Genomic DNA, 12,826 nt, shown 5'->3' on the forward strand with positions numbered 1-12,826 from the left:
CGAAACGGCTTTTCCCCTGCCCGGCGGGTGGTGCGCGACCGTGCGCACCACCCACCGGGCAGCGCCGTTTCCCGGGCCGTTCCCGGCGGTCACGGCCCCCTTGACACCCCCTCCCGGAGGCAGGCACATTGAGTTGCGCAGCCTGAAGCATGTTGCGTAAAAAGCAACTCACATGGCTTTGATCGCGGAGGTGCGGCGATGGCGGGACCCCGAGTGGTGATCATCGGAGCGGGTGTCGTGGGAGCGGCGCTCGCGGACGAGATCTCCGCACGCGGCTGGACCGAGGTGACCGTGGTCGACCAGGGCCCGCTGCCCGCCACCGGGGGCTCCTCGTCCCACGCCCCGGGCCTGGTCTTCCAGACCAACTCCTCCAAGACGATGACCGAGCTCGCCCGCTACACCGTCGAGAAGTTCTGCTCCCTCGACGTCGACGGCAAGCCCTGCTTCCTCCAGGTCGGCGGCCTGGAAGTGGCCACCACCCCCGAGCGGCTCGCCGAACTTCACCGCCGCCACGGCTGGATCACCGCCTGGGGCATCGAGGCCACCCTGCTCAGCGCCGATGCCTGCGCCGAACGGCACCCGCTCGTCAACCGCGACCGGATCCTCGGCGGCCTGCTGGTACCGACCGACGGCCTCGCCAAGGCCGTCCTCGCCGTGGAGGCACAGATCCGCCGGGCCACCGAACGCGGTGTGCGCTTCCTGCCCCGCCACGAGGTCCTCGACGTCCTGAAGGCCGACGGCACGGTGACCGGCGTCCTGACCGACCAGGGCGAGATCCCCGCCGACATCGTGGTGTGCTGCGCCGGCATCTGGGGCCCGAAGATCGCCCGCATGGCCGGCATGAACCTCCCGCTCACCCCGCTCGCCCACCAACTCGCCTGGACCGGCCCGGTCCCCGCGCTCGCCGGTCAGCGGGAGGAGGCGATCCGCCCGATCCTGCGCCACCAGGACGCCGACCTCTACTACCGCGACCGCTTCGACACCCTCGGCATCGGCTACTACGGCCACCGCCCGATGCCCGTCACGGCCGACGACATCCGCGCCTTCGACGAGAACGACGAGATGCCGTCGGTCCTGAAGTTCACCGAGGACGACTTCGCGCCCGCCTGGACCGAGACCCGGTCCCTGCTCCCCGCGACCCAGGACGCCAAGATCGAGGAGGGCATCAACGGCCTGTTCTCCTTCACCACCGACAACTTCCCGCTGCTCGGCCAGTCCCCGGACCTCAAGGGCTTCTGGGTGGCCGAGGCCGTCTGGGTCACCCACTCCGCGGGCGTCGGCCGGGCCATGGCCGAATGGCTGGTCGACGGCCACTGCTCCTCCTTCGACCTGCACGAGTGCGACGTCAACCGCTTCGAGCCCCACCAGCTGGCCTCGGAGTACGTACTGGCCCGCGACTGCCAGAACTTCGTCGAGGTCTACGACATCCTCCACCCGCTCCAGCCCTCCGACGACCCGCGCCCGATCCGCACCAGCCCCTTCCACACCCGCCAGCAGGAACACGGCGCGTTCTTCCTGGAGGCCAACGGCTGGGAACGCCCCCACTGGTACGAGGCCAACGCGCCCCTCGTCGAGGGCCGCACCATCCCCACCCCGAACGACTGGGCGGCCCGGTACTGGTCGCCCATCGTCGGCGCCGAGGCCCAGGCCACTCGCGAGACCGTCGCGCTGTACGACATGACGGCCCTCAAACGCCTGGAGGTCACCGGACCCGGCGCCGCCGACTTCCTGGAGGGGCTGGTCACCGGCAGGGTCGCCAAGTCCGTCGGCTCGGTCACCTACACCCTGCTGCTCCACCACGACGGCGGCATCCGCAGCGACATCACCGTCGCCCGCCTCGCCCGCGACCGCTTCCAGATCGGCGCCAACGGCAACCTCGACCTCGACTGGTTCACCCGCCACCTCCCCGCCGACGGCACCGTCCAGGTCCGCGACATCACCCCCGGCACCTGCTGCATCGGCCTGTGGGGCCCCCTCGCCCGCCAGGTCCTCCAGCCGCTGACGGACGAGGACTTCTCCGCCGACGGTCTGAAGTACTTCCGCGCCAAGCACGCCTACATCGGCAGCGTCCCCGTCACCGCGATGCGCCTGTCCTACGTCGGCGAACTCGGCTGGGAGCTCTACACCACCGCCGACCAGGGCCTGAAACTCTGGGACACCCTCTGGCGGGCCGCCCAGCCGCTCGGCGGGGTCATCGCGGGCCGCGGCGCCTTCAACAGCCTCCGCCTGGAGAAGGGTTACCGCTCCTTCGGCACCGACATGACCTACGAGCACGACCCCTACGAGGCCGGCCTCGGCTTCGCCGTCAGGCTCGACGAGGGCGACTTCATCGGCAGGGCCGCGTTGGAGCGCCGCAAGGCCGACGTCCGCCGCAAGCTGACCTGCCTCACGATCGACGACCCGCGGTCGGTGGTCCTGGGCAAGGAACCCGTCTACGACGGCGACCGCGCGGTCGGCCACGTCACCAGCGCCGCCTACGGTCACACCATCGGCAAGGGCATCGCGTACGCCTGGCTGCCGACCGAACTCGCCACCCCCGGAACGGTGTTGACCATCGGCTACTTCGACCGGCGCATCGAGGCCGTCGTCGCCGAGGAGCCGTTGTTCGACCCCACGATGTCCCGACTCCGCAGCTGACGCGACCGGCGCTCTCATCCGGTGTGAACTCGCCCAGCGCGTGGCCACGTTGATCACGACCGGCGCCCGCCCGACCGGCTCGGCACCGTCCTGGTCGGAGACGCCGGGCCGTTTGCGCCGGAGGCGCCCTCAGGGCACCTCCGGGCCGCCGTACTCGCTCATCGCATCGATCAGCCAGCGGGCGAGGTGGTCGGCGAAGGACGAACGGGGCAGCAGACGGTACGTCGGTCCCTCGTCGACCTGCCACAGCAGTACGGCGACGGGGCCCACCGTGGTCTGCACCGCCTGGCCGGGACCGAAGACCCGGGGGTGCAGATCCAGCGGGCAGCCCTTCTCCAGGACCTGCCGGGCGGACGGGCCGCTCAGCTCCAGGGTCGTCCGGTGGGCGGAGACGTCCACGACGGAGCCGGGGGCACCCGCGAGGGCCTCCCGCAACCCGGCGAGGACGCCTTCGTCGTGGGACACCACGAGCCACTCGTCCGGGCCCAGCCAGCAGACCGTGTGAGGGCCGGACGCCTCAGTCTGCCCGCACCGGCCGGGGAGCGGTGCCCCGAGAACCAGGCCGATACGGTCGGCCGCTTCGGAGGCGGGGGCGACCCGCACGTTCACCAGGGTGAGGAACGGCCGCTCGGTGAGCGCGACACCACGGGCTCCGGTCACCGCAGCGGCCCGCATCCGCTCCTCCAGGTGCGCCAGCGGGCTCACCCGTGCGTCGACCGTCAGCTGGGTCTCAGCCATCGCGCTTGGTCCCTTCGGGGTCGTAGAGGACGCAGTCGGCCACCTCAACGGGCACCAGGTCCTCGCCCACCGGGGCGAGCAGGGTCTGGCCGAGCCGCGCCCGCCCGTCGGCGACCAGGGCGAGCGCGAAGGGGCGGCCGAGGGCCGGGCTGTGGTAGCTGGAGGTGACATGGCCGAGCATCGGCACCGGCACCGCCGCCAAGTCGGCGTCCGACGCGAGGAGTTGGGTGCCTTCGGGCAGCCGGGTCGCGCGGTCGGCCGGGAGCAGTCCGACGAGTTGCTTGCGGTCGCTGCGGGAGGTGTCGGCGCGGGCGTGGGACCGCTTGCCGATGAAGTCCTTCTGCTGCGACACCACCCAGCCCATGCCCGCGTCCTGCGGGGTGACCGTCCCGTCGGTGTCCTGGCCCACGATGATGTAACCCTTCTCGGCCCGCAGGACGTGCATGGTCTCGGTGCCGTACGGGGTGATGCCGTACGGCCGGCCGATCGCGTCGACCTCCTCCCAGACCGCGAGGCCGTACCAGGCGCAGACGTTGACCTCGTAGGCGAGTTCGCCGGAGAAGGAGATCCGGCAGATGCGCGCCGGGATGCCGGAGGCGAGGGTGGTCTCGCGGAACGCCATGAACGGGAAGGCCTCGTTGGACAGGTCGAGTTCGGGGGCGAGCTGACCGACCACCTCCCGCGACCGCGGTCCGACGACGGCGACGGTCGCCCACTGCTCGGTCACCGAGGTGCAGTACACGTCGAGTTCGGGCCACTCGGTCTGCGACCACTCCTCCAGCCAGTCGAGCACCGCGGCGGCGTTACCGGTCGTGGTGGTCATGAAGTAGCGGTCGTCGTCGAGCCGGAGGGTGACACCGTCGTCGAAGATCATGCCGTCGGGCTTGCACATGACGCCGTAGCGGGCCGTGCCGGGCTTCAGCTTCTTGAAGGCGTTGGTGTAGACGCGGTTGAGGAACTCGCCCGCGTCCGCGCCCCGTATCTCGATCTTGCCGAGGGTGGAGGCGTCCATGAACGCCACGCCCTCGCGGGCCGCGCGACACTCGCGGGCCACGGCCGCGTCCATGCCCTCGCCGGGCCGGGGGTAGTACCGGGGGCGCTTCCACTGCCCGACGTTCTCGAACACCGCCCCCCGCGCCACGTGCCAGCGGTGGATCGACGTCGTGCGCTCCGGGTCGAACAGCTCGCCGCGCTCCCGGCCGGCCAGGGCGGCGAAGGCGATCGGCGTGTACGGCGCCCGGTAGGCCGTGGTGCCGATCTCACCCGGCGCGCCGCCGAGGATCTCCGCGATCACCCCGATCGCGTTGACGCCGGACGTCTTGCCCTGGTCGTTCGCCGTGCCGAGCGAGGTGTAGCGCTTGACGTGCTCGACCTCGCGCATGCCGGTGCCGGTGGAGCGCCGGACGTCGGCGACGGTGACGTCGCGCTGAAGGTCGACGAAGTGGGTGTCCCAGCCGTCGTCGGGGCCGGGCACCAGCCACAGGGCCCGCGTGGGACCTGGCGCGGGCCGTGGGACCTCGGCCGGTACGGCGACCGGGAACCCGGCCCTCGTCGCGGCCACCGCGCCCGCCCGCGCCCCCTCCGCCCGACAGGAGTCCAGCTCGTACGTCCCCCGCGCCGCCCCCACGACCTGCTGGTCCCGTACGGCCCCGTCGGGCACGAAGGCGACCAGCTCGGTGTCCCACCGCAGCCTGCCCTGGCGCTGGCTGTGCAGGTGCACGACCGGGCTCCAGCCGCCCGAGACAGCGAGGAGGTCGCAGTCGAACCGGCTGGGGTCGCCAACGAGTCGGCCCTCGGCGTCGAGGCCGCGCACGGTGACTCCGGTGATCCGACGGTCGCCCGCGGTGTCCACCACCGCACTGCCCGTCCGGACCCGCACGCCGGTCATGGCGGCGATCTCGGCGGCCCGGGGGGACAGTTCGGCGCGCGCGTCCACGACGGCGGCCACCGTCACGCCCGCCCGGTGCAGTGCGGCGACCGTGTCGTAGGCGCTGTCGTTGGTCGTGCTCACCACGGCCCGCGAACCCGGCACCACGGCATACCGGTCGAGGTAGGTGCTTACGGCCCCGGCGAGCATCACGCCGGGCCGGTCGTTGCCGGCGAAGACCAGGGGGCGCTCGTGCGCGCCGGTCGCGAGGATCACCTGGCGGGCCCGGATGTGCCACAACCGCTGCCGGGAGACGCCCTCGGGGGCGTCGGCGCCGAGGTGGTCGGTGCGGCGCTGGAGGGCCAGCACATAGTTGTCGTCGTAGGACCCGAAGGCCGTGGTGCGGTGCAGGACGACGGCCTCGGGGGCGGCGTCGAGGGCCGCGTGCTCGGCGGTCCGGTCCGCGCCTGCGGGCTCGGGCCGCTCGTCGACGAGGATCACGCGGGCGCCCGAGCCGGCCGCGACCGCGGCGGCCGCCAGCCCGGCCGGTCCGGCGCCGACGACCAGGACGTCGGCATGGGCGTACTTCTTGTCGTAGAGGGCGGAGTCGGGGGTCGGGTCCAGGGGGCCCATGCCGGAGAGCGTGGTGGCGGACAGGCCGTCGTAGAGCTCCACGGTCGTGGCGGGGAGCATGCTCTCCGCGCACGAACCCTCGATCCGGACCAGGGCGTTGGGCTCCTCGACACCCGCGGCGACGACGCCGCGCGGGCGGCCGCGGTAGAGCGAGGGGGCGACCTCGACGACGCCGTTCGCCAGCATCGCCGAGGCGAGGGTGTCGCCGGGGTGGCCGGTCAACTCCCGTCCGTCGAGGGTGAAACGCAGCAGTCTGGTCCGGTCGACGCGGCCGCCCTGGCGGAGCCGGAAGCGCTGGTCGGTCATCGGGTCCCTCCGGACTGGGGGAGTTCGGGGCGCGGCTCGTCGGGCCGGTAGGAGGTCAGCACCTCGTGGGTGGCGGTGTCGCGCAGGACGTTGAACCAGCGTCGGCAGCCCACGCTGTGCATCCACCGTTCGGCGAAAGGGCCCTTGGGGTTGTCGCGGTAGAAGACGTACGCGGCCCACTGCTCGTCGGTGAGATCGGCGGCGGACCCGGGGTAGGGGACATGGGCCTGTCCGCCGTAGTGGTACTCGGTCTCGTTCCGGGGCCCGCACCAGGGGCAGTCGATCAGCAGCACGGTGTCCTCCTCAGTGGGCCACGGCCGCGGCGCCGTGCTCGTCGATCAGCGCGCCGGTGGTGAACCGGTCCAGCGCGAAGGGGGCGTTCAGCGGATGCGGCTCACCGGTGGCGAGGGTGTGCGCGAAGGTCCAGCCGGCCGACGGAGTGGCCTTGAAACCACCCGTCCCCCAGCCGCAGTTGACGAAGAGGTTCCCGACGGGCGTGCTGCCGATGATCGGTGAGGCGTCCGGGGTGACGTCGACGATGCCGCCCCAGGTGCGCAGCACGTGCGCGCGGGCGAAGACGGGGAACAGCTCCACCGCGGCGGCCATCTGACGCTCGATCACATGAAAGGAGCCCCGCTGCCCGTAGCCGTTGTAGGAGTCCACGCCCGCCCCCATCACCAGCTCCCCCTTGTGGGCCTGGGAGACGTACACATGGACGTGGTTGGACATGACCACCGTCGGGTGCACCGGTTCGTGCAGCTCGGAGACGAGCGCCTGGAGGGGATGGGACTGCACCGGCAGCCGTACACCCGCCCGCTCGGCCAGCACGCTGCTGTGTCCGGCGGCGGCGAGGCCGACCCGACCGGCGAGGACGCGGCCACGGTCGGTCTCGACGCCCACGACCCGGTCGCCGTCCTTGAGGAACCCGGTGACCTCGCAGCCCTGGATCAGGTCCACGCCCAGCTCATCGGCGCGGCGGGCCAGCGCCCAGGCGACGTGGTCGTGCTTGGCGATGCCGGCGCGCGGCTGGAAGGTGCCGCCCAGGACCGGATACCGGGTGCGGGGCGAGACGTTGAGGATGGGGCAGACCTTGGCGACCTCGTCCGGCTCCAGCCACTCGGCGTCGACCCCGTTGAGCCGGTTGGCGTTGACGCGGCGCACGCCCTCGCGGACGTCCTGAAGAGTGTGCGCGAGGTTGAGGACGCCGCGCTGGCTGAACAGGAAGTCGTAGTCCAGCTCCTCGGGGAGCCGCTCCCACAGCTTGAGCGCGTGTTCGTAGATCGCCGCGCTCTCGTCCCAGAGGTAGTTGGAGCGGATGATCGTGGTGTTGCGGGCCATGTTGCCGCCCGCCAGCCAGCCCTTCTCCAGAACGGCCACATTGGTGATGCCGTGGTTCTTGGCCAGGTAGTAGGCGGTGGCCAGGCCGTGCCCGCCGCCGCCGACGATGACGACGTCGTAGGACCGCTTCGGCTCGGGGTTGCGCCACAGGAAGTCCGGGTGCTCCGGCAGGGGTTCGGCGCTCATGCCTGGACTCCGTCCAGAGGGAGGGGAGAGGCGGGGGCCGGGGTGGGCGAAGGGTCGGTTGCCATCTGTGCACCGTCCTGGGTGTCAACTAAGCAGCAACTGATATATCAGTCTGTGCGGTAAGGTATGAGAGCTCACCAGGACGGGTCAAGGGGACATCTCATGCAGCATTCGGCGACCGTGCCCGAAGGTGGCGAGGTGTCCCTCGCCGAGCTGGCCTACCGGGCCATCCGCGACCAGCTCGTCATGCTGGAGATCCGGCCGGGCGCGCCGATCAACGAGGAACACCTCGGGCAGTCCCTCGGCGTCGGGCGGACCCCCGTGCGCGAGGCGCTCAAGCGGCTCCAGTACGAGCGGCTCATCACGACCTACCCGCGACGCGGCACCTTCGCCACCGAGGTCAACATCACCGACCTGGCCCACATCTCCGAGGTGCGCCAGGAACTGGAACCCCTCGCCGCCGCCCGGGCCGCACGCCGCGCCACGGCCACCGACCGCGCCACCCTGACCGAGCTGCGGCGCGAACTGGAGAGCGCGGACCCCGGCGGGCGGGACGCGACCGAGCTCATGCGCCTGGACCTACGTATCCACCGCGCCCTGTACGCCGCGACGCACAACCCGTACCTCCAGGACACCCTCGTCCGCTACGACAACCTGGCCACCCGCATCTGGTGCCTGTTCGTCGACCGGCTGCCCGACATGGCCGGCCATGTGCACGAGCACCAGCCGCTGGTGAGCGCCGTCGTCGACGGCGACGCGGAGAAGGCGGCGGCGCTGGCCGCGAGCCATGTGCGGGGGTTCGAGACGGCGATCCGCGGGCTCATCTGACCGGCGCGCCTCGGTGGCGTCGTCCCAGGGCGACTGGACGATCGGGCGATCAGGTGGCGGACGTGGCCCTCGGTCCCTGGGGACGGGCGGGTCCGCGCGCCGGCTGCGGGCGGCCCGCGACGCAGCTGATCAGAGGTCGCGGAGATAGGCGTCCAGCTCCGCGGCCCCGGTCAGCATCGCGCGGCCGCGGGTGGCGAGCCGGTCGTGCCAGTCGCGCAGGACGACCTCCAGCGGTTCCGTCCCGCCGGCCGCCCGCACCTGGGTGATCAGCGGGGCGATCTGCTCCAACAGGTAGCCGCCGCGCCGGAGTTGGTGGGCCATGCGGGCATCGCGCACGTCGGCCTCGTCGTAGACGCGGTAGCCGGTGCGCGGGTCGCGCCGCGGGCGCACCAGCCCGGCGCGCTCCCAGGCACGCAGGGTCGCGGGGCGCAGGCCGAGCCGCCGCGCCAGCGGCCCGATGAACAGGTCGGCGGGAGCGGGGTCGGGGCCGGAGACGGGCTCCAGGTCGTGGAGGGCGCGCTCCACGGCGTCGAGGGTCCGCCGGTCGTCGAGGAGTTGGGCATGACTCTCGTCGACGAGGCGCAACGCCCCCTCTTCGTCACCGTCGTTCACCGCCCGCATGATCGAGCCCGCCGTCCGGTGGCCGTGGGCGGGCACCAGGGCGAGAAACGTGCGCAGGGCCCGCGCGTGCAGCGGGGTGTAGGTGCGGTAGCCGTGCGGGGTGCGGTCGGCGGGCGGGAGGATGCCCGCCTCTTCGTAGTTCCTGACCGCCTGCGTGGACAGGCCGTGCCCGCGGGCCAGGTCGACCGGCCTCAGCCCCCGCGTGGTTTGAAGCTTTCGTCCCATGGCCCCGCTGATTTCGTGGAAAAGTTTCAATCGAGACTTCAACGATAGCGTTGAAGGCATGGCAACCGACCTCACATCCGCCGTCCATTCCGTCGAAGCGGCCGCCGTCATGGGGCTGTTCCCGACCCGTCCGCGGGTGCTCGCGCTGGGGGAGCCCACCCATGGCGAGGACCTGCTGCTCGACGTGCGCAACGACCTCTTCCGGCAACTCGTCGAGCAGGAGGGCTACCGGACCGTCGCCATCGAGAGCGACTGCCTGATGGGCCTGACCGTCGACGACTACGTCACCTCGGGCACCGGCAGCCTCGACGACGTCATGGAGCGAGGGTTCAGCCACGGCTTCGGCGCCTCCGCCGCCAACCGCGACCTCGTGCGCTGGATGCGCGCCCACAACGAGGACCGCCCCGCGTCCGAGCACGTCCGCTTCGCCGGTCTCGACGGCCCGCTGGAGATCACCGGCGCCGCGAGCCCCCGCCAGGCACTCACCGCACTGCACGACCACCTCTCGGACCGGCTGGACGCGGACCTGCTCCCGTGCACCGCGGACACCCTCGACCGGCTCCTCGGCACGGACGACCGCTGGACCGAGCCCGCCGCGATGACCGACCCGACCCGCTCTGTCGGACGGTCGCCCGAGGCCGCCCAACTGCGGCTGCTGGCCGACGACTTGGTGGCGCTGCTCGACGCCCGGACCCCGCACCTGATGGCCACGGGCACACCGGAGGAGTGGCACCGGGCGCGCCTGTACGGACGTACCGCCGTCGGCCTGCTGCGCTACCACCACTGGATGGCCGACCCCACACCGCGGCGCATGGCGCGCCTGCTGAGCCAGCGGGGCCAGATGATGGCCGAGAACCTCCTCGCTCTCGCCGAGCGCGGCCCGGTCCTCGTCCACGCCCACAACGCCCACCTCCAGCGTCACCTGAGCACGATGCGCATGTGGGACCAGCCCCTGGTGGAGTGGTGGAGCGCCGGCGCGATCGTGAGCTCGCGCCTGGACCAGGAGTACGCCTTCCTGGCCACGGCCCTCGGCACCATCCGGCACCAGGGCGTCGACACCCCGCCCCCGGACACCCTCGAGGGCCTGCTGTACGCCCTCCCCGAGCACCCCTGCGTCATCGACGCGCCCCGCCTGGCCACCACCCTCGCCACGACTCCGCCCACCGCCCGGGTCTCCCCGTACTTCGGCTATGCCCCACTCGACCCGGCGCACCTGGCCGACCAGGACGGAATCGTGTTCGTCAGGGACGTCCCGCAGACCTAGCCGCGGCCTGCCGCCCTGCCCGGTGTCGCTCCGCGCGGTCAGCCGGCCGCGGTCACCGGTTGTACGCCGTCACCCCGTACGCGCGCGCAGGCGGCGCAGCATGCGGGGATCCGTGAAGCCCACCGAGCGGGCCGCCGCGTCGAGTGTGGCGCCGTGGCTGATGAGGTGCTGGGCGCGTTCGAGGCGCAGGGTCTGCTGGTAGCGCAGCGGGGTGAGTCCGGTGGCGCGGGTGAAGAGGCGGGTGAGAGTGCGCTCGCTGACGCCGACGGCCGTCGCCAGGGCCGGCAGGGGCAGCGGCTGGTCGAAGCGGGTGTCGATGAGGTCCTGGGCGCGGTGCACGGTGTCGTCGAGGTGGGAACGGTGCCGGAACATCGCGCTGGACTGCGGCTCGTGACCGTTGCGGCGGGCGTAGACGACCATGTCCCGGGCGATCTGGGCGGCGACGGCGGGACCGTGCCGGTCGGCGACCAGGTGCAGGGCCAGGTCGATACCGCTGGCGATGCCGGCGGAGGTGATCACCCGGTCGTCGGAGGTGAACAGCACGTCGCGGACGACGAGCGCGCCACGATGGCGCCGGGCCAGTTCGTCCTGCACGTCGTGGTGGGTGGTGCAGCGCCGCCCCTGGAGCAGTCCGGCCTGCCCGAGCGCCTCGGCCCCGGCGCACACGCTGGCCACCGTCCCGCCCCGGGCGTGGTGGTCCCGCAGCATCCCGAGGGCCGTGGCGCCGATGGCGGGCGAGTCGGCCAGCGTGACCGCACGCCAACCGGGCACCACGACCAGGTCCTCGGCCCCGAGCTGGGGCCACTCCAGCCCCGCCACCAACGGCACCCCCTGAGCGGTGGGGACCTGCGGCTGCTCGGCGACGTAGGAGAGCGTGTAGGGGTGCCCGAAGTCGGCGGCCGTGGAGAAGACCTGGGCGGGGCCGGCCAGGTCCAGCAGATGGACTCCGGGTACCAGGAAGAAGACGACGTGGCTCACGATCCGGTCATCATGCCGGATGGTCGGCCGCGGCTTCCAGCTCGTCGACCGTGGCGATGGTGGCGAAGCGCCCGGCCAGGACGTACTCGGTCCGCCGGACGACCTCCTGGGCGGGCAGGGTGCGGGGGTCGGCGAGGAGTTCGGCGACGCTCTGGTCCTCGGGGGCGTCGCGGTGCGGGATCGGGTTCGTCGCGGTCGCATCCACGACGAAGGTGACCTGGAACCCGAGGTCACTCCCCACGCGCGCGGTGGTCTCCACGCACTGCTCGGTGCGGATGCCGCAGACCGTGAGCTCACGGACACCCCGCTCGGTCAGGAGCTGGTGCAGGTTGGTGGTGGTGAACGCGTTGTGCGAGGTCTTGTGGATCAACGGCTCGCCGTCGGCGCGCTCCAGCTCCTCCAGCAGCCGCACCTGGCCAAGAGCCGGGTCGAAGGCGCCGCCGCTGCCCGGCTCGGAGTGCAGCACCCACACCACCAGGTCCCCGGCGCGGCGCGCGAGCCGGACCAGACGGTTCACCTTGTCGGCGATCTTCGGATCGGAGATGGCCTCCCACAGCGGCCGGGCGCGGAAGGACTCCTGGACATCGATGACGATCAGTGCTCGGGTCATGTCCCCAGCCTGGCCCGTCCGGGCCCACCGACGACAGGCCGCATCGGGTCCGGTGGCGGACCGATCCGGTCACGGCTGCTTCTTCCGGGGCCGCGGCGCGACACGGAACCCCGCGCCCTCGGCGTCCGCGAGGTCCCGGGTGAGGTCCGCGATCCTGCGCCGCTTCGCGGCGATGGCACGGGCGAGCAGGCGGACGTGGGTGGCGGACTCGGGCACGGCGGCCTCCAGCTCCGCGAGGCGCCGCCGCTCGACAGTGAGGCGGGTCCTGGGGCGGGAGCCGGGATCGGGCGGCGGAGGCGCGACGGGGCCGTTGAAGACCACGTTGTGGCGAGGCTGCTCGGCGTGGACGGCTCGACGTTCGGCCGCCTCCGGATCGTCGGGGTAGTCGATCCGGACGGCGATGACGCGCGGTCCCCAGGGCTGCTCGCGCAGATGGGTGCGGATGCGGGTGAGAGGACAGATCGTGATCCCGACGTACAGCAGGCCCTCGGGCCCGTAGAGCCGGTACAGAGCGGTTCGCCCGGCGGTGTGCAGGCTCCCTTCCTCGTCGAACAGGCTGCGCAGGAACTGTGCGTCCACGTTGGCCATGACCGGC

At 72.3% G+C, this 12,826-nt stretch carries 11 protein-coding genes; 3 read left to right on the plus strand and 8 right to left on the minus strand.

The window, feature by feature from the left end; translation table 11 throughout:
- The first annotated feature begins 198 nt into the window (after positions 1–198).
- Positions 199–2,637 carry a GcvT family protein gene (locus ACZ56U_RS03745; RefSeq protein ID WP_469082401.1) on the plus strand — a complete coding sequence of 813 codons (2,439 nt, stop codon included), beginning with the start codon at positions 199–201 and terminating at the stop codon, positions 2,635–2,637.
- A 129-nt stretch (positions 2,638–2,766) separates the two neighbouring features.
- Here the strand turns inward: ACZ56U_RS03745 and ACZ56U_RS03750 are convergent, their stop codons facing one another.
- Genes ACZ56U_RS03750 through ACZ56U_RS03765 form a run of 4 tightly spaced genes read right to left on the minus strand, consistent with a single transcriptional unit; the run spans position 2,767 to position 7,705 of the window.
- The gene (locus ACZ56U_RS03750; RefSeq protein ID WP_469082402.1) at positions 2,767–3,375 is read right to left on the minus strand and encodes a sarcosine oxidase subunit gamma; all 609 of its coding nucleotides are present in this window, start codon (positions 3,373–3,375) and stop codon (positions 2,767–2,769) included.
- Positions 3,368–6,181, minus strand: coding sequence for a 2Fe-2S iron-sulfur cluster-binding protein (locus tag ACZ56U_RS03755; protein WP_469082403.1), 2,814 nt, complete (start codon positions 6,179–6,181; stop codon positions 3,368–3,370). Before ACZ56U_RS03755 ends, ACZ56U_RS03750 begins: the two co-directional genes overlap by 8 nt.
- Positions 6,178–6,474 carry a sarcosine oxidase subunit delta gene (locus tag ACZ56U_RS03760; protein ID WP_469082404.1) on the minus strand — a complete coding sequence of 99 codons (297 nt, stop codon included), beginning with the start codon at positions 6,472–6,474 and terminating at the stop codon, positions 6,178–6,180. The genes ACZ56U_RS03755 and ACZ56U_RS03760 overlap by 4 nt, the downstream gene beginning before the upstream one ends.
- Positions 6,475–6,484: 10 nt before the next feature.
- Entirely contained in the window at positions 6,485–7,705 is a 1,221-nt protein-coding gene (locus ACZ56U_RS03765; protein ID WP_469082405.1) for a sarcosine oxidase subunit beta family protein, read from the minus strand.
- A 162-nt stretch (positions 7,706–7,867) separates the two neighbouring features.
- On the opposite strand from ACZ56U_RS03765, the gene ACZ56U_RS03770 reads away from it, so the two are divergent.
- Positions 7,868–8,533, plus strand: coding sequence for a GntR family transcriptional regulator (locus tag ACZ56U_RS03770; RefSeq protein WP_469082406.1), 666 nt, complete (start codon positions 7,868–7,870; stop codon positions 8,531–8,533).
- A gap of 129 nt (positions 8,534–8,662) precedes the next feature.
- Here the strand turns inward: ACZ56U_RS03770 and ACZ56U_RS03775 are convergent, their stop codons facing one another.
- Positions 8,663–9,379 carry a TioE family transcriptional regulator gene (locus ACZ56U_RS03775; RefSeq protein ID WP_469082407.1) on the minus strand — a complete coding sequence of 239 codons (717 nt, stop codon included), beginning with the start codon at positions 9,377–9,379 and terminating at the stop codon, positions 8,663–8,665.
- Between the two features lie 58 nt (positions 9,380–9,437).
- Between ACZ56U_RS03775 and ACZ56U_RS03780 the strand changes: the two genes are divergently transcribed.
- Positions 9,438–10,643 carry an erythromycin esterase family protein gene (locus ACZ56U_RS03780; RefSeq protein WP_469082408.1) on the plus strand — a complete coding sequence of 402 codons (1,206 nt, stop codon included), beginning with the start codon at positions 9,438–9,440 and terminating at the stop codon, positions 10,641–10,643.
- Between the two features lie 69 nt (positions 10,644–10,712).
- On the opposite strand, the gene ACZ56U_RS03785 is transcribed toward ACZ56U_RS03780, so the two are convergent.
- From ACZ56U_RS03785 to ACZ56U_RS03795, 3 genes are all read right to left on the minus strand, one after another.
- A complete protein-coding gene (locus ACZ56U_RS03785; protein WP_469082409.1) occupies positions 10,713–11,621 on the minus strand; it encodes a GlxA family transcriptional regulator in 909 nt (302 codons plus the stop codon).
- Positions 11,622–11,631: 10 nt separating this feature from the next.
- On the minus strand, positions 11,632–12,231 hold the full coding sequence (locus tag ACZ56U_RS03790) for a cysteine hydrolase family protein (protein ID WP_469082410.1): 600 nt from the start codon (positions 12,229–12,231) through the stop codon (positions 11,632–11,634).
- Positions 12,232–12,300: 69 nt separating this feature from the next.
- Positions 12,301–12,819 (minus strand): GIY-YIG nuclease family protein, encoded by a 519-nt coding sequence (locus ACZ56U_RS03795; RefSeq protein WP_469082411.1) that lies wholly within the window; start codon positions 12,817–12,819, stop codon positions 12,301–12,303.
- Positions 12,820–12,826: the final 7 nt, after the last annotated feature.

Source organism: Streptomyces sp. NPDC034103, assembly GCF_055575395.1.

Excerpts from the sequence above, each read along its gene's own strand:
- ACZ56U_RS03745 (WP_469082401.1), top strand. The coding sequence starts at position 199 with ATGGCGGGACCCCGAGTGGTGATCATCGGAGCGGGTGTCGTGGGAGCG.
- ACZ56U_RS03750 (WP_469082402.1), bottom strand. The coding sequence starts at position 3,375 with ATGGCTGAGACCCAGCTGACGGTCGACGCACGGGTGAGCCCGCTGGCG.
- ACZ56U_RS03755 (WP_469082403.1), bottom strand. The coding sequence starts at position 6,181 with ATGACCGACCAGCGCTTCCGGCTCCGCCAGGGCGGCCGCGTCGACCGG.
- ACZ56U_RS03765 (WP_469082405.1), bottom strand. The coding sequence starts at position 7,705 with ATGAGCGCCGAACCCCTGCCGGAGCACCCGGACTTCCTGTGGCGCAAC.
- ACZ56U_RS03770 (WP_469082406.1), top strand. The coding sequence starts at position 7,868 with ATGCAGCATTCGGCGACCGTGCCCGAAGGTGGCGAGGTGTCCCTCGCC.
- ACZ56U_RS03775 (WP_469082407.1), bottom strand. The coding sequence starts at position 9,379 with ATGGGACGAAAGCTTCAAACCACGCGGGGGCTGAGGCCGGTCGACCTG.
- ACZ56U_RS03780 (WP_469082408.1), top strand. The coding sequence starts at position 9,438 with ATGGCAACCGACCTCACATCCGCCGTCCATTCCGTCGAAGCGGCCGCC.
- ACZ56U_RS03790 (WP_469082410.1), bottom strand. The coding sequence starts at position 12,231 with ATGACCCGAGCACTGATCGTCATCGATGTCCAGGAGTCCTTCCGCGCC.
- ACZ56U_RS03795 (WP_469082411.1), bottom strand. The coding sequence starts at position 12,819 with ATGGCCAACGTGGACGCACAGTTCCTGCGCAGCCTGTTCGACGAGGAA.